This window comes from Bradyrhizobium sp. Ken01 (assembly GCF_055807355.1).
The window spans coordinates 201,836-218,577 of record NZ_JBVVPC010000001.1 but is presented as its reverse complement, the minus strand read 5'-3'; the positions used below and the strand labels follow the sequence as shown (position 1 = coordinate 218,577).

Below are 16,742 nucleotides of genomic sequence, written 5' to 3'. Positions count from 1 at the left end.
TCAATCCACAAACGGTTCGACGATCGTGCGCCTGCCGAGCAGGAAGGCGTCCGCAACGAGACGAAGCGGCGCCAAATCCACGTCGCTCGCGCCGGTCGCGGCGAGCGTGACGAAGCGCCGGTAAAGCTCCCGATATTCCTCATCGGGCGCCTCGGCAACGATCTTGCCGTCGATCGCCATGATCCGGCCGCCGCGGGATAGCGCCATCCGGCCCTGGTCGGTTTCGACCAGGATATCCCAGCTCTGCGGCCCGGTCTGGCGGAAATCGAACTCGGCGGTCACAGGCAGGCCGTCGATGTCGGTCAGCGTCAGCTTCGCGGCGATCGGCGCCTGGCAATTGGCGGGGAAGGCGAGCTCGGCCGCGGTGACGAACACGGGCTTGGGCAGGATCCTGGTCAGGATCGACAGCGCATTGATGCCGGGATCGAACACCCCGAGCCCGCCCGGCTCCCAGATCCATGCCTGCCCCGGATGCCAGACGCGGACGTCCTCTTTCCAGTTGATGTGCACGGAACGGACGCGGCGCGCGGCGAGCCACTCGCGCGACGGCTCGACTGCCGGCGCATGGCGCGAATGCCAGGTCGCAAACAGCGTTCGCTTGGCCTCACTCGCCATTGCGATCAACGGATCGAGCTCGGCAACTCCGGCGCCGGGCGGCTTCTCCAGCATGACATGCTTGCCGGCCCTGAGCGCTGCGACCGCCTGGGCGCGGCGCACTTGAGGCGGCGTGCAGAGCGACACCGCGTCGATCGGCGGACCTTTTTCCAGCAGCTCCTCGATGGTCGCGAAATGCGGAAGATCCGGCAGCGAGGCATTGCGGCTGGCGACGGCGGCCAGCGTCGCGCCGGGAACCGCTGCGATGGCGCCGACATGCTGATCCCGCGCGATCTTGCCGAAGCCGACGATGGCGATGCGAAGCTCAGTCACGATCTTTCTCCAGCTTCCGCGGACGGCAGCGCTTCGGCCGGTACAGTCTCGATCACTGTCCCCTCATGGCGGCGCATGCCGTTGTGAATGACGTAGACCATCGCCTCCGACGCAATCGTTGCATCACCGGCCGCGATGGCATCGACGATCTTCTGATGCCAGAGCAGAACGGTGTCGCGGTCTTCCGGTTCGACCGGTGCGCTGAGCAGGAACGAGGCGCGCAACGCAGCCTCGATAACGTGCCCGATCGAGCGCATGAACAGATTACCGGAGGCGCGCGCCACACCGACATGGAGCGCGAGGTCGGCATCGGCGAAGCCAACGGAGTCGGAAGCTTCAAGCCGCATCCGCTCCATGCAGCGACGCAGCTCGACGACGTCCTGCTCCGACCGCTGTGCCGCCGCCAGCGCGGCCGCGCGCGGCTCGACCGCGAGCCGGATCTCGGCGAGGTCGTTGAGGAAGCGCTTGTCGATCCCGGCGTCCAGGTGCCAGGCCAGCACATCGGCGTCGAACATGTTCCAGGCGACGCGCTCGCGCACGACGGTGCCGACGCGGGCCTTGGTGGTGAGCAGGCCCTTGGCAACCAGCGTCTTGACGCTCTCGCGCAGCACCGGCCGCGACACGCCGAACATTGCGATCATCTCGGCATCGCCCGGCAGGCGCGTGCCTTCCGCATAGCGGCCGGCGATGATGTCGACGCCGATCGAGCGGGCCACCTCCGCGTGATTGGAGTGCGCCCGGCGCGTCGGGATGACGAGGATGCGCGAGCTGGTCATGAGACTGCTCCCGCGCGCTTTGCCACGGGCCGGCGCGCGAGCGCGACCAATCCCTGTTGCAAGGCGATGAAGGCGAACAGCAGCACGCCGGTCGCGATCTTGGTCCACCAGCTCGACAGCGTCCCGTCGAAATTGATGTAGGTCTGGATCATGCCCTGGATCAGCACGCCGAGGAAGGTGCCGATCACCGAGCCCTGCCCGCCCGTGAGCAGCGTACCGCCGATGACGACGGCCGCGATGCTGTCGAGCTCGACGCCGACAGCGGAGAGCGAGTAGCCGGCGCTGGTGTAGAAGGAGAAGACGATGCCGGCAATGCCGGCGAGCAGGCTCGACAGCATGTAGATCTTCACCGTCATCCTGCCGACGGCGACGCCCATCAGGCTCGCGGTCGCCCGGCTGCCGCCGAGCGCATAGACATTGGCGCCGAACCGGGTGAGCTGCAGCAGCAATGCGCCGCCGATCACGATCGTAAGCATGATGATCGCGACCGCCGTCAGCCGCCCTCCGCCGGGTAGTCGCAGTGCGAAGTCCGACACGGTGGAATAGACCGGTGCTGTGATCGGCACCGATTCTGTCGAGAGCAGGAAGCTGGCACCCCGGGCCAAGAACATGCCGGCGAGCGTCACGATGAATGGCGGCAAATCGAAGACATGGATCACCGCGCCCATCGCCGCGCCGAAAGCCGCTGAGAGTGCGAGAATGGCGACGAAGGCGACCAGGGGCGGCATTCCCCAGCGCTCGATCGCAAGCGCGACGAACACCGTGGTGAAGCCGATCACCGAGCCGACCGAGAGATCGATGCCGCCGGAAATGATGACGAAGGTCATGCCGGTCGCGACGATGCCGAGGAAGGCGTTGTCGGTCAGAAGATTGCCAACCACGCGGGTGGAGGCGATGTTGGGAAACTGCATGGCGCAGAGCGCGAACCCCGCGACGAGCACGATCGCCGTGATGAAGACGGGCGGCAGGCCTTTCATGCCTTGGTCCTCCGCAGCCGCGCCACGACGCTGGCAAAGCCCGACAGCTTCGGCGATTGCAGCAGCAGCACCGCGAGCACCACCACCGCCTTGACCAGCAAATTGAACTCCGGCGGATAGCCCGAGAGCAGAATGCCCGTGTTCATGGTCTGGATGATCAGCGCGCCGAGCACGGCCAGCACGAGACTGAAGCGGCCGCCGAACAGGGAGGTGCCGCCGATCACCACCGCGAGGATGGCGTCGAGCTCGAGCCAGAGGCCGGCATTGTTGGCATCCGCACCCATGATGTCGGCCGCCGCGATGACGCCGGCAAGCGCAGCGCAAACGCCGCACCAGACATAGACCGCCAAGATCATCGCGCGCGTGCCGACGCCGGCGAGCTCGCTTGCGCGCGCATTGCCGCCGGTGGCCTCGATCAGCAATCCGAGTGCCGAGCCGCGCACCATCGCGCCGGTGAGGATCAGCATCCCCAGCGCGATCGCGACCGGCACCGGTACGCCGAAAATAGAGCCATTGCCGAGCCAGACCAGATCGGGCGAGGAGAAGGTCACGATGCGGCCCTCTGTGATGAGCTGGGCGATGCCGCGCCCCGCAACCATCAGGATCAGGGTCGCCACGATCGGCTGCATGCCGAGCACCGCGACGAGAAATCCGTTCCACAATCCGCAGATCAGGCCCGCACCGAGCGCAGCAGCCAGTACCACCGTCAGACTGTGGTTGTCGGCGAGGCTCGCCGCGATCGCGCCGGAGATCGCCATCACCGCACCGACCGACAGATCGATGCCGCGCGTCGCGATCACCAGGACCATGCCGAGCGAGAGCAGCGCCACCGGCGTGCCCCGGTTGAGCACGTCGATCAGGCTGCCGAACAGACGACCATCCTGCAGGCGCAGATCGAAGAATTGCGGCGACACCACACGGTCGACCGCGAGGATGACGATCAATGCGAGGATCTGGGCAAGGCCGCGGCGCGGCAGCAGCGCTGTCATGTGTGAGCCTCAAGCGCAACGGCGACGCTATCGGCGGCAATGGCGGCGAGAATGTTGCCGACATCGATCGCCTCGCCGGCGAGCTCTTCGACATGCGCGCGGTCGCGCAGCACCACGACCCGGTCCGAATAGGTCACGATCTCGTCGAGCTCGGAGGAGATCACGAGCAGCGCAAGCCCGTCGTCGCAGAGCTCGCGTATCAGGCGGATGATCTCGGCATGTGCACCGACGTCGATGCCGCGTGTCGGCTCGTCCAGCACGAGCAGCCGTGGCGAGGTCGCAAGCCACCGTGCCAGCAGGACCTTCTGCTGATTGCCGCCAGACAGCAGGCCGACGGGACGCTCCGGATCGGGCGGGCGAATGTCGAGCATCTTGACGTAACGGCTTGCGATCTCGTCCTGCTCGCGTCGCGACAGCGGCCGATGCAAACCGCGCTTGGCCTGGAGCGCGAGCACGATGTTCTCGCGGGCGGTGAGCTCGGCGACGATGCCGTCGGTCTTGCGCTCCTCAGGGCAATAGCCAAAGCCGTGGCGCACGCCGTCGCGCGGCGAGTGAAGCCGGACAGGCGCGCCTTCCACCCTCGCCTGCCCGCGATCGGCGCGCTCGGCGCCGAACACCAGCCGCGCCGTCTCGGTCCGGCCCGAGCCGAGCAGGCCGGCGAGACCGACGACCTCGCCATGGCGCAGCTCGAGATTGAACGGCGCGACATAGCCTGATTTGCCATAATTCTCGAAGCTCGCGCAGACTTCGCGGGCCTGATGCTCGCGCGTCGCGGCCCGCGCGCTGGTGGTCTCGGCCAGCTCGCGGCCGAGCATCATCCGGATCAGCTCGATTCGCGGCAGCGAGACGGTCTCGCGCTCGCCGACCAAGCGACCATTTCGCAAAACGGTGATTCGATCGGATATCTCGTAGACCTGGTCGAGGAAATGGCTGACGAAGACGATGCCAATGCCGCGCTTGGCAAGCTGACGCATGATGCGAAAAAGGATCTCGACCTCATGGCGATCGAGGCTTGCGGTCGGCTCGTCCAGGATCAGCACGCGCGCCGAGAGATAGACGGCGCGCGCGATCGCGGTGACATGCTGGATCGCCACCGAATAATTGCCAAGCGGCGCTGATACGTCGATGTCGAGTCCGAAATCCGCGAGCAGCGCCTTCGCGCGACGTCGCATCTCGCCTTCGCGCACCATGCCGAAGCGCATCGGTTGCCGGTCGAGAAACAGGTTCTGCGCCACCGAGAGATTGGGCAGCAAATTGACTTCCTGGTAGACCGTGGCGATGCCGGCCTGGAGCGCCGCCTTGGCCGACCGCGGCGCGACCTCTTCGCCGCCCAGCCTGACGATGCCGGCATCGCGCGGAAATACGCCCGTGACGACCTTGATCAGCGTCGACTTGCCGGCGCCGTTCTCACCGAGCAGCGCATGGATCTCGCCGGCGCGAAGCGCGAAGTCGACTTCCTGCAACGCACACACAGCACCAAAACTCTTGCTGATCCCGCGCACCTCCAGCAGGGAAGCAGCGGAATCCGGGCTGTTCTCCATGACAAATTCACTCCCAGCGGCGTCCGCTGACGATGCGGACACGGAGCCTGTTCGTTCGCGCAGCGATTTCGAGCGGGATCGCCGGACTGCCGACACACGGCCGTCCGGCGACGCACTCCCTCAGTAACCGAGGCCCTTCTTGCTGTCGTAGATCTTCTGCGGATCATCGGTGGGCGTGTAGAGCTTCGACTCGGTCTGGATCCATTTCGGCGGAACGGTGCCCTTGTCCTTGAAGGCGGCGATGGCATCGAGCGCGGGGCCAGCCATGTTCGGCGTCAGCTCGACTGTGGCATTGGCTTCGCCGGCGACCATCGCCTTGAAGATGTCGGGGACCGCATCGATCGAGACGGTGAGGATCTCCTTGCCGGGCTTAAGGCCAGCTTCCTTCATCGCCTGGATCGCGCCGACCATCATGTCGTCGTTATGCGCATAGACCGCGCAGATCGACTTGCCGCCGCCTTCGGCCTTGATGAAGCTTTCCATCACTTCCTTGCCCTTGGCGCGGGTGAAGTCGCCGGTCTGGCTGCGCACCACCTTCAGGTTCGCATGCTTGGCGATGGCGGTGTCAAAACCCTTCTTGCGATTGGCGGCGACGCTCGCGCCGACCGTTCCCTGCAATTCGACGATGTTGCAGGCCTTGGCCCCGACGGTCTTCGCCAGCCAGTCGCCGGCGACCTCGCCTTCGTGCACGCTGTCGGAGGTCACGGCGGTGAGATAGAGCTCCTTCCCGGAAGGATCGATGTCGCGGTCGAGCAGCACGACCGGGATCTTGGCCTCCTTGGCTTCCTTCAGCACCGAGTCCCAGCCGGTCGAGACGACGGGCGCGAGGAAGATCGCGTCGACATTCTGCGCGATGAAGGAGCGGATCGCCTTGATCTGGTTCTCCTGCTTCTGCTGCGCATCGGCGATCTTGAGATTGACCTTGCGCTTGGTGGCCTCCTGCTTGGAGACCGAGGTCTCGGCCGCCCGCCAACCGGATTCCGATCCGATCTGCGAGAAGCCGATGGTGAGCTCGGCGGCATTCGCCGGCAGCGCGAGCAGCAACGCGGCCGTGGCGCTGGCCGCAAAGAGGGCTTTGAGGATCATCAGGCGTATCTCCCAAATGTTATCCGGGGCGCCGTTTGGTAGTAGCATCGCACCCACAGGCCGACCTTTGAGGCGGCGGAAGGACTATTTCACGGAAGTTTGGTTCCGACTAGTCATATTATCTGACTATTGAGGGGAAAGCGTGCGCTAGCGGGCGGGTGATGTCTATGACACGCACAGCGCGATTTTGTTCCAGCGATGCAACGAGGAGATGAAGAAAATAATGCGGGCTGTTGCGAGAGCGACGGTGCGCTCCCTCGCCCCGTTCTTACGGGGAGAGGGTTGGGGTGAGGGGCTGTCTCCGCTCAATCGGTGACAGACGGACTCGTGGAGAGTCCCCCTCACCCGAATTTGCGCTTTGCGCAAATTCGACCTCTTCCCACAAGCGGGGCGAGGTGAAGAAGGTCGGCACTAGATCAGCTTCCGCTGCGCCAGGTTCTTCATCAGCGCGCCGATGCCGAAGGTCCAGGGCTCGCACTCGTCGCTGGTCCGCATGCGGTTGACGAGTTTGCCGAGTTGGGGCGCTGAGATCGTGACGATGTCGTCGCGTTTGTGGGTGAACCCCTGTCCCGGCGCGTCGCGATCCTTGACCGGCGCGAACATGGTCCCGAGGAATAGCACGAAGCCATCAGGATATTGGTGCACCTTGCCGATGGTCTGCTCGACGAGATCGGTCGGATCGCGGCTGATCATGCTGATCGAGGAATGGCCGTCGAGGACGAAACCGTCCTTCCCCTTCACGTTCAGGCTGATGTCGAGCTTGCGGGCGTCATCGAGGGTAAAGCTGTCGTCGAACAGGCGCAGCAGCGGGCCGATGGAGCACGAGGCGTTGTTGTCCTTGGCCTTCGACAACAGCAGCGCCGAACGGCCCTCGAAGTCGCGCAGATTGACGTCGTTGCCGAGCGCGCCGCCCACGATCTTGCCGCGGCTCGAGACGAACAGCACCAGCTCCGGCTCGGGGTTGTTCCAGGTCGACTTCGGATGCAGCCCCGCATCCATGCCGGTGCCGACCGACGACAAGGTCGGCGCCTTGGTGAAGACTTCGGCATCAGGGCCGATGCCGACTTCGAGATACTGGCTCCAGGCGTTCTGGTCCATCAGCACCTGCTTCAGGTGCATCGCCTGGTCCGAGCCCGGCTTGAGCTTCGACAGATCGTCGCCGATCAGCCGCGTCACTTCCTTCCGGATCGCTTCGGCCGAGGCCGGATTGCCTTTCGCCCGCTCCTCGATCACGCGCTCCAGCATCGAGATGGCAAAGGTCACGCCGGCCGCCTTGAGCGTCTGGAGATCGACGGGTGCGAGCAGCCACGGCTTCTTGGGATCGCGCTGATCGGGCGGCGTGTTGGCGACGATAGCCTCGAGATCGCCGATGCGCTCGCCCTTGGTCGCGGCAAGCGCCCTCGCCGGATCGTCTTCCTCGCAGAGCGTGCTGATGGTCGGGAATGTTGCGGTGAGGTCGAACACACCATCGCCGCGCACGGCGACCACGGCCGGGCCATTCGCCTGCGGCAGCCAGACGCGGCCGACAAGCGTTCCCCGCGCGCCGTCCTCGGGAAGAAGGTCCTTTACCGTCAATGTCGTCATGGGCGTATCCTCGCTCTTTTCGGATCGGCCGCGCTCGCGGAGGCCTATCACATTGGCGAAGACCAATAAACGTCTGGGACGGGAAGTCCAGCGCGGCTGCCCGTCGCGCTCCTATGCCCCCGCCCGGGCTTTTCGGGCCGCGATCTGCTGAAGCGCCCAGCGCGCGTTCTTGCGCACCTCAGGATCTGGATCGTCGGCGATGACGGCAAGGAAGGGTTCGCCGTCGTGGTGGGCGATTTCGCCGAGCGCAGCAGCGGCTTCCTTCCGCAAATTCGCCTGTTCATGGTTGACGCAATTGCCGATCGGGCGAACCGCGCGCTCGATCTTCATCCGGCCAAGGCTGCGGATTGCCTTCAGCCGCACCTGCCAGAACTCGTCACCGAGTGAAGCGATGAGCTGGTCGGCGGCAATCGATCCGTTGACGTTGAGGCCCAGCGTTTCCGCGGCCATCTCCCGCACCATCCAGTCCGAATCCTTCAACGCGCGCGTGATCATCTCGGCCGCGGGCTTCATCTGCGAGAAGGCGAGCGCGCTGACGGCGGCACGGCGCACATGCGCGTCCGGATCGTTGATCAGCGCGGTCAGCGCTGGAATTGATTCCTCCAGCTTGAGGAACCCGATCACGCCGATCGCCTGCACCCGCACGGCGGCGTCGGAATCCTGGAGCGCTTCCAGCGCGGGTTTCAAGGTATCCTTGCTGCGCAGCTCCTTCAGCGCACGCAAGGCCCCCATGCGGACGAAGGCGTGGGCATGCTTGACCAGCGGCAGGATGATCTCGGCGCAAGCCGGATCCTTGAACTCCGCCATGCTGTCGGCCGCGGCAGACGCAACGATTCTTTCAGGATCGACCAGCAGCTTCACCAGCGCGCTGGCGGCCTCCGGTCCGTCGAACTCGCCAAGCGCCATCGCGACCTGCTGGCGCACGCCGGCATCGGGATCGGCGACCATTTTGGCGAGATGGCCGACCGCTGCGGGATCGCCGGAATGGCCGAGCGCGATGATCGCGACGCGGCGCTCCCCTGGATCGGCGGCCTGGAGCCGCTCGTCGGCATCTTCGAGATCGTCGTAGGATTCGAACGGGCTCGACATGGCTACCTCAGGAGATAGGGAATGTTGACGGTGACGGCGCCGGTCGGGCAATCCGCCTCGCAGGGCATGCAGTACCAGCATTCGTCATAGGCCATGTAGGCCTTGTTGGTCATATCGCTGATCCGCAGCACGTCGAGCGGACAGACGTCGACGCACACGGTGCAGCCCTTGTCCGCGATGCATTTGGCGTCGTCGACGACCACCGGAACCGATGTCTGATAGGAAGCGAGAGGCATCGTATGTCTCCTGTTACTTTTGCGGCGGGTCAGGCTGTCGCGCGGATGCGCTGCTTGTCGTAGAGATCCTTCTCATCGTCGGCGATCGGTACGACATAGGGCTCCACGGCACGCTTCTCGCTGGTCATCTTGCCGTCCTGCTTGCTCAGCAGCGTGTGGCAGAACCAGTTCTCGTTGTCCTTCTCCGGGAAATCCGTCCGCCAGTGATAGAGGCCCCATCGGCTTTCCTCGCGGTAGAGCGAGGCATGCACAGCCATGTCCGCGCAGTCCATGATCGACTGGACTTCGAGCGCGCGGAGCAGTTCGTGCGCATTGCGCGCGATCATGCGCTCCTGCATGTCTTCCCTCGCTTCGGCGAGCCGGCGCATACCGAGTTCATATTTGCGCGTGACTTTCGGCGGCTGGAGATAGTCATTGACGAGACGCCGGGTCTTGTACTCGATCTGGTTCGGCGGAATGCCGTCCTCGCGTTTGGTCGGCGCCATCACCCGGTCGCGTTCCTTCGCGACTTCGGTGGCGTCGAACTCAGCAAAATCGTGATTGTCCGCGAATTCCATCGCGTCGACGCCGGCGACCGAACCGTTGGTGAAAGCGCCGAGCATGTAATTGTGCGGCACGCTCGCCATGTCGCCGGCGGCATAGAGGCCCGGCACGGTGGTGCGCGCGTTGTCGTCGACGAACACGCCGGACGCGCTGTGACCAGAGCAGAAACCGATCTCGGAGATATGCATCTCGATCGACTCGCTGCGGTAGTCGACGCCACGCCCCTGCTGGAACAGACCGCGTGTGGGACGCTCCACCTTGTGCAACGTCGATTCGATCTCCGAGATGGTGTCGGGGTGAAGATGCTTGAGCTGGAGAAACACCGGGCCCTTGCCGGACAGCAGCTCGTTATAGAATTCCAGCATCATCTGGCCGGACCAGTAATCGCATTCGATGAAGCGCGATCCCTCGTTGTTGGCGGTGAAGGCACCGAAGGGACCGGCGACATAGGCGCAGGCCGGGCCATTATAGTCCTTGATCAGCGGATTGATCTGATAGCATTCGAGGTTCGCCAGGGCCGCACCGGCGTGATAGGCCATGGAATAGCCGTCACCGGAATTGGCCGCGTTCTCGTAGGTGCCGAACATGTAGCCGGAGGTCGGCAGGCCGAGACGGCCGGCGGCGCCCATGCACAGGATGACAGCCTTGGCCTTGATCACCAGCATCTCGGCGGTGCGGGTATTGACGCTGATCGCGCCGGCAATGCGGCCGTCTGCGGACTTGAGCAGCCGCGTCGCCATGTAGCGGTTGGAGATCAGGATGCGGGCGCGGCGGAGCTGGCGATACAGCGCCTTCTTCACGGTCTCGCCGTTCGGCATCGGCAGCACGTAGGTGCCGATGTGGTGCACCTTCTTGACGGCGTAGTCGCCGTTCTCGTTCTTCAGGAAGCGGATGCCGAAACTGTCGAGTTCCTCGATGATCGAGTAGCAGTTCTGCGCGTATTTGTAGACCGCCTTCTGATCGACGATGCCGTCATTGGCGATGGTGATTTCCTTGGTGTACTGCTCCGGCGTCGCGTAGCCGGGAATGACGGCGTTGTTCAAACCGTCCATGCCCATCGAGATCGCTCCGGAGCGCTTGACGTTGGCCTTTTCGAGCAGGACGACATTGGCCTTCGGATTCTTCAGCTTCGCCTTCAACGCCGCCATCGGGCCGGCAGTGCCGCCGCCGATGACGAGCACGTCGCAGGAAACCTCCGAAAGTCCGTCGACGATCTGATCTAGTGACATCGCTTGCTCCTGGTCCGCCGGCAGATCCGGCGCCTTTGCATCAGATTTGTTCAGCAGGCGTCCCGGCGATAGCAATTAGTTGTCGCCGGGCTGCGATTTGCGCCTCAGCGCTCGACAAAGGCCTTTTCGATCACGAAATGACCGGGCCGGCTGTGATTGCCCTCGACAAAGCCTCGCGCGGAAACCATCGCGGGGAGTTCCTCCAGCATCGCCGGGCTGCCGCACAGCATGATGCGGTCGGTCTCGATATCGAGGCCTGATAGACCGATATCGTCGAAGAGCTGGTTCGACGCGATCAGGTCGGAGATGCGGCCGCGATTCCTGAACGGCTCGCGGGTGACGGTCGGGTAGTAGACGAGCTTGTCGCGGATCAGCGGCCCGAAGAACTCGTGATTGCGCAAGCCTTCGACGAGGTGCTCACCATAGGAGAGCTCGGAGACCTGGCGGCAGCCATGGGCGAGCACGATGGTCTCGTAATTCTCGTAGACGTCGGGGTCCTTGATCAGGCTGGCGAACGGCGCGAGTCCCGTTCCGGTCGAGAGCAGCAACAGGCGTTTGCCGGGAATGAGATTGCCGGTGATCAGCGTGCCCGTGGCCTTGCGGCCGACCAGGATGACGTCCCCCTCCCTGATCTTCTGAAGGCGCGAGGTCAGCGGACCGTCCTGCACCTTGATCGAGAAGAACTCGAGCGCCTCCTCGTGATTGGCGCTGGCCATGCTGTAGGCCCGCAGCAACGGTCTGCCTTCGACCTCCAGTCCGATCATCGCAAACTGGCCGTTCTGGAAGCGGAAGCCCGGATCGCGCGTCGCGGTAAAGCTGAACAGGCTGTCGGTCCAGTGCCTGACCGACAGAACCGTTTCCTTCTGAAATGCGCTCATTGTCTCTCCTGACCTCGATTGCGCACAAGGTTTCGGAGAGACAGGAATCCGGCAACGCCGAACTGAAATCCCCGGTCGATTAGTTTCACATTTCGTGGGCGATGATCGAACAGCGGGCAGCGAAGATCAGCGCCTTGCGCCTGCGCCTGGCAATTAGTTGCTATCGCAGCAGCGCTGCGGCAACGTAGAGAAGGGTCGGAGACACGTCATGACCTTGGTGGCACCGACCGTGGCAGATTACGAAGCAAGCGCCGACCTCGCGACGCTCCGCGTTCGCACCGCTCAGGACGACACGCTCGACTTGCCGGCGGAAACGCTCCGCCTCTCCTGCAAATGCGCCCACTGCACCCGCGCCCGCTTCGACGGCCGCTTCCCCGAGCGGTTTCCAGGCATCGCGATCACCGAAATCGGCGATCTCGGTTACGGGCTGAACATCTCGTTTTCGGATGGGCATAATCGGGGGATTTACCCGAAGCCGTATTTGCTGAGCCTGGCGGGGCGGTAGGCACGACGCAGCCGTGAGATTAGCACCACAGCGGCCACAAACTCCGCTGTCATTCCCTGCGAAAGCGGGGAATCCAGTACGCCGCGCCCTCACCGTTTCCCACTGAAGCCTCTGGAATACTGGATCGCCCGCTTTCGCGGGCGATGACCGGGAGAACGCGACCATCTGGCACGGACATTGCTCCTCTTTAGAACGGTTTGAACGTTCCGGAGGCAGATGATGTTGCAGGTGGCCAATGTGGTTCGCGGGACGGCTCCCGCAACGGTCCGGCCTGCGGGCGGTTCCTCGCTGCTGCTCACCGAGAACCAGCAATGGATCGGCGGGCCGCCGGCGTTGATGGACAAGCTCAGCCAGCGCGAGCGGGAGCTGGTGCTGAAGCAGGGCCGCCGAAAAGTGCTCAACCGTGGCCAGACGCTGTTCAGCCAGGGTGGCAAGCATGACGGTATCTGGCTGATCGAAAGCGGCCGTATCCGGGTGTTCTACACCTCCCCGCTCGGCCGCGAGATCACGCTGGCCTATTGGCATGTCGGCAATTTCGTCGGCGGCCCCGAAGTGTTCGAAGGCACCGTGCATCAATGGTCCGGCGTTGCATCCAGCAATTGCAGCGTGGTGCATCTGCCCGGAAAGGAGCTGCGATCCCTTGCGGTCGAGATTCCGAACCTCGCGATCGGCCTGATCGAAGGCCTGACCTTCAAGGGCAAGTGCTATTCGGCGCTTGCCCAGATGCTGGGAACGCGCTCGATCACACAGCGCCTTGCGCATCTGTTGCTGCATCTCGTCGACCTCTATGGCGTCGATGACGCCGACGGCCGGGTGATCGCCGCCGCCTTCACCCATGCCGATATCGCCCACATGGTCGGCGCCACCAGGCAATGGGTCACGATCAGCCTGAAGCGCATGCAGGAGAAGGGAATCGTGCTGACCAAGCGCTCCCAGATCGTGGTCTGCCGGCCCGACGTGCTGGAAGAGATGCGAGGGCAAGCGTCTGACTAGGACCGGTGCCCACGCAAGCGGCTTTATAGTGCAGGACTGCCCAAGGACTATGCAATCAGCTTTTCCCGGCAACTAATCGACTGTGGCGCTCATTCCGGATTTGCCCTGCCCACGCCCTCACCCAATCATGGCAACCACAGCACATCCAACCGAATGAGGATGAGAATGGTCCGCCATCTTCCCACGCTCTCGATCGCGATGTCGGTGACGTCGCTGGCGCTTCTCCTCGCGCAGCCGGCCGCGGCGGAAACCGTCACTCTCGGCATCGGAACGCAGGACACCACGACCAACACGGTGACCGCCGGCGTCGTCATCCGCCAGCTCCATCTCCTCGAGAAATATCTGCCGAAGGACGGCAAATACGCCAACATCAAGTTCGAGCTGGAATGGCAGAACTTTACCTCGGGCCCGCCCGTCACCAACGCGATGATGGCCAACAAGCTGCAGATCGGCATGATGGGCGACTATCCGCTGATCGTGAACGGCTTCACTTTCGACAGCAATCCGGAGAGCAAGAGCCGGCTGATCGGCATGGCTGCCTACAGCCTGTCGGGCTCCGGCAACGGCATCGTCGTTCACAAGGATTCGTCCTACTACGATCTCGCCGATCTCAAGGGCAAGCTCGTGAGCGTGCCGTTCGGCTCTGCCGCGCACGGCATGGTGTTGAAGGCGATGCAGGACCGCGGCTATGCATCGGATTTCTTCCAGCTGGTCAGCCAAAGCCCGGAGGTCGGCTCGACCAATCTCCAGGAGAAGAAGATCGACGCGCACGCCGACTTCGTTCCGTTCGCCGAACTGCTGCCGTTCCGCGGTTTTGCGCGAAAGATCTTTGACGGCGTCGAGACCAATCTGCCGACCTTCCACGGCATCGTGGTGCGCACCGATTTCGCCGAGAAATATCCCGAGGTCGTCGTCGCATATTTCAAGGCCCTGATCGCCGCCAATCAGTGGCTGCGCGACGATCCCAAGCTCGCCGCGGAGAAAATCCAGGAATGGACCGGCATCAACAAGGAGGTCGTCTACATCTTCCTCGGCCCCAGCGGCAACATGACCACCGATCCCTCGATCAAGCCGGCGCTGATCGACGCCGCTGCGGCCGACGTCAAGGTGCTACAGAACCTCGGCCGGATGAAGGAGTTCGACCCGAAGAAGTGGGTCGACGACAGCTACATCCGCAAAGCCTATGCCGAGATGAAGCTCGACTATGACGCGCGGCTCGCGAGCGCCAGCAACTACGAGATCTCCGGCGAAGATTCCTTCTGCAAGAAGCCGATCGCAGATCCGCGCAAGGCCGGCGAGGTCTGGGTCGACGATTCAGGCATCATGCCCTTCTCGTCAGCGAGCTGCACGCTCGGCGCCTATGCCGACTACAAGGCGAAGGGCAAGAAGATCAACGTCGCCTACGTCTTCGACACCACCCGCGGCATCAAGCTGTTCGCCGACCAGGCTTTCTTCGCGGTCGGCAATGGCGAGGTTGCTCCGTTCCTGTTGAAGAAGGACGCCGAAGCCTACGCCGCCAAGATCAGCGGCAAGGTGCTCGGCTTCGACGAGGCGGTGAAGGCGGCGGTCGGCGGGGGCAAGACGTGAGCAGTCCCGCCCTCCTCAGACATTCCGAGGACAGCATGCCGGCAAGTGCAATCGCGGAGGCAAGCGCCATGCCCGCCTCCACGCCACCCGCATCACCGCCCTCCTTCGGCACGCTCGCGTTGCGCTGGTACCGCCTCAACCGGGGTGGGCTGCGCGCGACCGCGATCGGCATCATCTCTCTGCTCGCCTTTCTGCTGGTCTGGCACCTGCTGACGACCTATCGCGTCGTGTTCTTCGTGCGCTTCACCAACGTGCCCTCGCCGCTCGCGGTCTATGCGAGCTTCACCAAGGCGATCCACGATCCGAAATTCCTGATGCACGTCCTCTTGAGCTGCCGGCGCATCTTCTTCGGCTTCTCGCTCGCGGCGATCGTCGCGGTGCCGCTCGGCCTGATTATGGGCCGCTTCAAGCTCGTCCACGAGATCATCTTCCCCGTGGCGGAGGTGCTGCGGCCGATCCCGGCGATCGCCTGGGTGCCGATGGCGATCATGCTGTGGCCGACCAACGAGCAGAGCATCGTCTACATCACGTTCCTCGGCTCGTTCTTCCCGATCCTGGTCAACACGCTGCACGGCATGTCGCTGGTCGACCCCGTGCTGGTGCGCGCCGCGCAATGTCTCGGCGCGCGGGAGCGCTCGATCTTCCGCGACGTGTATTTTCCCGCCTCGCTCCCGCACATCTTCACCGGCCTTACCGTCGGCATGGGCGTGGCCTGGGTGTCGCTGATCGCCGCCGAGATGATCTCGGGGCAGTACGGCATCGGCTATTTCACCTGGGAGGCCTATTCGCTGGTCCAATATGCCGACATTGCGCTCGGCATGATCGCGATCGGCGTGCTCGGCCTCGGATCGAGCATGTTGATCCGAGGGGCCGGACAATTGGTGATGCCGTGGAGGTCAAGATGAGCGAGATCGTTGTCAAGGCACCGCAGGGCCATATCGAGGTCAAGAATTTCTCCCTCAGCTACGACAGCATCGAGGGGGCGGTCGAAGCCGTCACCGATACGCAGATTCATGTGAATCCAGGCGAGTTCGTCTCGATTGTCGGTCCCTCCGGCTGCGGAAAGTCGACGCTGCTCAACGCCGTTGCTGGCTTCCTCAAGCCGACCACGGGCATCGTCACCGTCGACGGCGAGAAGGTGAACGGTCCGAGCGCCGAGCGCGGCATGGTATTTCAGCAGTATTCGCTGTTTCCCTGGAAGACAGTGCGGGAGAACGTCGAGTTCGGTCTGAAGATGCGCGGCATGCCGCGCTCGCAGCGCGAGCGCGCCGCGCGCACGCTGCTGGGACTCGCAGGCCTCGAAGCCTTCGAAAAGCATTACCCCGAGAAACTCTCGGGTGGCATGAAGCAGCGCGTGGGCATCGTGCGTGCGCTCGCGACGGGACCCAAAGTGCTGCTGCTGGACGAGCCCTTCGGCGCGCTCGACGCGCAGACCCGCGTCATCATGCAGCAGATCCTCACCAACATGTGGCAGCGGCTGAAGATCTCGGTGCTGTTCGTCACCCACGACATCGACGAGGCGATCTTCCTGTCCGACCGCGTCTACTGCATGACCGCACGCCCCGGCTCGATCAAGGCGGAAATTCCGATCCCGCTGGAGCGGCCGCGGCAGCAGTCGATGATGATGTCGTCGGAATTCCTGGCATTGCGCCGCGGACTGATGTCCCTGATCCGCGAGGAGAGCATCAAGGCGATGGGCGGCGAGCTCAACGACATGGGCATGCAGGGGCTCAACATCGAGCTGCACGGGCATTCGCTCGCGGACGTGATTTAGCGATTTCTCGGCGGTTACTTCCCTTCTC

General features: G+C 63.9%; 16 protein-coding genes. 5 read left to right on the top strand and 11 right to left on the bottom strand.

Annotated elements, in window-relative coordinates:
• The 11 genes from AC0L3S_RS00990 to AC0L3S_RS00940 form a co-directional block, all read right to left on the bottom strand.
• Entirely contained in the window at nucleotides 1-927 is a 927-nt protein-coding gene (locus AC0L3S_RS00990; RefSeq protein WP_473277794.1) for a Gfo/Idh/MocA family protein, read from the bottom strand.
• The gene (locus tag AC0L3S_RS00985) at nucleotides 924-1,703 is read right to left on the bottom strand and encodes a FadR/GntR family transcriptional regulator (RefSeq protein ID WP_473277793.1); all 780 of its coding nucleotides are present in this window, start codon (nucleotides 1,701-1,703) and stop codon (nucleotides 924-926) included. The genes AC0L3S_RS00990 and AC0L3S_RS00985 overlap by 4 nt, the downstream gene beginning before the upstream one ends.
• A complete protein-coding gene (gene yjfF, locus AC0L3S_RS00980) occupies nucleotides 1,700-2,680 on the bottom strand; it encodes a galactofuranose ABC transporter, permease protein YjfF (RefSeq protein ID WP_473277792.1) in 981 nt (326 codons plus the stop codon). The genes AC0L3S_RS00985 and yjfF overlap by 4 nt, the downstream gene beginning before the upstream one ends.
• A complete protein-coding gene (locus tag AC0L3S_RS00975) occupies nucleotides 2,677-3,669 on the bottom strand; it encodes an ABC transporter permease (RefSeq protein WP_473277791.1) in 993 nt (330 codons plus the stop codon). Before AC0L3S_RS00975 ends, yjfF begins: the two co-directional genes overlap by 4 nt.
• Entirely contained in the window at nucleotides 3,666-5,210 is a 1,545-nt protein-coding gene (locus tag AC0L3S_RS00970) for a sugar ABC transporter ATP-binding protein (RefSeq protein ID WP_473277790.1), read from the bottom strand. The genes AC0L3S_RS00975 and AC0L3S_RS00970 overlap by 4 nt, the downstream gene beginning before the upstream one ends.
• A gap of 120 nt (nucleotides 5,211-5,330) precedes the next feature.
• On the bottom strand, nucleotides 5,331-6,296 hold the full coding sequence (ytfQ, locus tag AC0L3S_RS00965; protein WP_007608422.1) for a galactofuranose ABC transporter, galactofuranose-binding protein YtfQ: 966 nt from the start codon (nucleotides 6,294-6,296) through the stop codon (nucleotides 5,331-5,333).
• A 411-nt stretch (nucleotides 6,297-6,707) separates the two neighbouring features.
• Nucleotides 6,708-7,880 (bottom strand): fumarylacetoacetate hydrolase family protein, encoded by a 1,173-nt coding sequence (locus tag AC0L3S_RS00960; protein WP_473277789.1) that lies wholly within the window; start codon nucleotides 7,878-7,880, stop codon nucleotides 6,708-6,710.
• Between the two features lie 111 nt (nucleotides 7,881-7,991).
• Complete coding sequence (locus AC0L3S_RS00955) at nucleotides 7,992-8,969, bottom strand: HEAT repeat domain-containing protein (protein ID WP_473277788.1); 978 nt, start codon at nucleotides 8,967-8,969, stop codon at nucleotides 7,992-7,994.
• Between the two features lie 2 nt (nucleotides 8,970-8,971).
• The gene (locus AC0L3S_RS00950; protein ID WP_007593252.1) at nucleotides 8,972-9,205 is read right to left on the bottom strand and encodes a 4Fe-4S dicluster domain-containing protein; all 234 of its coding nucleotides are present in this window, start codon (nucleotides 9,203-9,205) and stop codon (nucleotides 8,972-8,974) included.
• 29 nt (nucleotides 9,206-9,234) lie between these two features.
• Nucleotides 9,235-10,977: a fumarate reductase/succinate dehydrogenase flavoprotein subunit gene (locus AC0L3S_RS00945; RefSeq protein ID WP_473277787.1), complete on the bottom strand. Its 1,743-nt coding sequence runs from the start codon at nucleotides 10,975-10,977 to the stop codon at nucleotides 9,235-9,237.
• Between the two features lie 104 nt (nucleotides 10,978-11,081).
• Nucleotides 11,082-11,855 carry a ferredoxin--NADP reductase gene (locus AC0L3S_RS00940; protein ID WP_473266680.1) on the bottom strand — a complete coding sequence of 258 codons (774 nt, stop codon included), beginning with the start codon at nucleotides 11,853-11,855 and terminating at the stop codon, nucleotides 11,082-11,084.
• 208 nt (nucleotides 11,856-12,063) lie between these two features.
• Between AC0L3S_RS00940 and AC0L3S_RS00935 the strand changes: the two genes are divergently transcribed.
• From AC0L3S_RS00935 to AC0L3S_RS00915, 5 genes are all read left to right on the top strand, one after another.
• Nucleotides 12,064-12,360, top strand: a complete 297-nt coding sequence (locus AC0L3S_RS00935) for a gamma-butyrobetaine hydroxylase-like domain-containing protein (RefSeq protein ID WP_247288899.1) — start codon at nucleotides 12,064-12,066, stop codon at nucleotides 12,358-12,360.
• Nucleotides 12,361-12,576: 216 nt separating this feature from the next.
• Nucleotides 12,577-13,353 carry a Crp/Fnr family transcriptional regulator gene (locus AC0L3S_RS00930; protein WP_473277786.1) on the top strand — a complete coding sequence of 259 codons (777 nt, stop codon included), beginning with the start codon at nucleotides 12,577-12,579 and terminating at the stop codon, nucleotides 13,351-13,353.
• A 165-nt stretch (nucleotides 13,354-13,518) separates the two neighbouring features.
• Entirely contained in the window at nucleotides 13,519-14,940 is a 1,422-nt protein-coding gene (locus tag AC0L3S_RS00925) for an ABC transporter substrate-binding protein (RefSeq protein ID WP_473263229.1), read from the top strand.
• Nucleotides 14,937-15,845 (top strand): ABC transporter permease, encoded by a 909-nt coding sequence (locus AC0L3S_RS00920; protein ID WP_473263228.1) that lies wholly within the window; start codon nucleotides 14,937-14,939, stop codon nucleotides 15,843-15,845. Before AC0L3S_RS00925 ends, AC0L3S_RS00920 begins: the two co-directional genes overlap by 4 nt.
• Complete coding sequence (locus AC0L3S_RS00915; protein ID WP_473263227.1) at nucleotides 15,842-16,714, top strand: ABC transporter ATP-binding protein; 873 nt, start codon at nucleotides 15,842-15,844, stop codon at nucleotides 16,712-16,714. Before AC0L3S_RS00920 ends, AC0L3S_RS00915 begins: the two co-directional genes overlap by 4 nt.
• Nucleotides 16,715-16,742 lie beyond the last annotated feature (28 nt).

What these genes read in the sequence shown, in the direction of transcription:
- AC0L3S_RS00970 (WP_473277790.1), bottom strand. Translation starts at nt 5,210, where the DNA reads ATGGAGAACAGCCCGGATTCCGCTGCTTCCCTGCTGGAGGTGCGCGGG.
- AC0L3S_RS00940 (WP_473266680.1), bottom strand. Translation starts at nt 11,855, where the DNA reads ATGAGCGCATTTCAGAAGGAAACGGTTCTGTCGGTCAGGCACTGGACC.
- AC0L3S_RS00930 (WP_473277786.1), top strand. Translation starts at nt 12,577, where the DNA reads ATGATGTTGCAGGTGGCCAATGTGGTTCGCGGGACGGCTCCCGCAACG.
- ytfQ (WP_007608422.1), bottom strand. Translation starts at nt 6,296, where the DNA reads ATGATCCTCAAAGCCCTCTTTGCGGCCAGCGCCACGGCCGCGTTGCTG.
- AC0L3S_RS00955 (WP_473277788.1), bottom strand. Translation starts at nt 8,969, where the DNA reads ATGTCGAGCCCGTTCGAATCCTACGACGATCTCGAAGATGCCGACGAG.
- yjfF (WP_473277792.1), bottom strand. Translation starts at nt 2,680, where the DNA reads ATGAAAGGCCTGCCGCCCGTCTTCATCACGGCGATCGTGCTCGTCGCG.
- AC0L3S_RS00975 (WP_473277791.1), bottom strand. Translation starts at nt 3,669, where the DNA reads ATGACAGCGCTGCTGCCGCGCCGCGGCCTTGCCCAGATCCTCGCATTG.
- AC0L3S_RS00950 (WP_007593252.1), bottom strand. Translation starts at nt 9,205, where the DNA reads ATGCCTCTCGCTTCCTATCAGACATCGGTTCCGGTGGTCGTCGACGAC.
- AC0L3S_RS00935 (WP_247288899.1), top strand. Translation starts at nt 12,064, where the DNA reads ATGACCTTGGTGGCACCGACCGTGGCAGATTACGAAGCAAGCGCCGAC.
- AC0L3S_RS00925 (WP_473263229.1), top strand. Translation starts at nt 13,519, where the DNA reads ATGGTCCGCCATCTTCCCACGCTCTCGATCGCGATGTCGGTGACGTCG.
- AC0L3S_RS00945 (WP_473277787.1), bottom strand. Translation starts at nt 10,977, where the DNA reads ATGTCACTAGATCAGATCGTCGACGGACTTTCGGAGGTTTCCTGCGAC.
- AC0L3S_RS00960 (WP_473277789.1), bottom strand. Translation starts at nt 7,880, where the DNA reads ATGACGACATTGACGGTAAAGGACCTTCTTCCCGAGGACGGCGCGCGG.
- AC0L3S_RS00915 (WP_473263227.1), top strand. Translation starts at nt 15,842, where the DNA reads ATGAGCGAGATCGTTGTCAAGGCACCGCAGGGCCATATCGAGGTCAAG.
- AC0L3S_RS00985 (WP_473277793.1), bottom strand. Translation starts at nt 1,703, where the DNA reads ATGACCAGCTCGCGCATCCTCGTCATCCCGACGCGCCGGGCGCACTCC.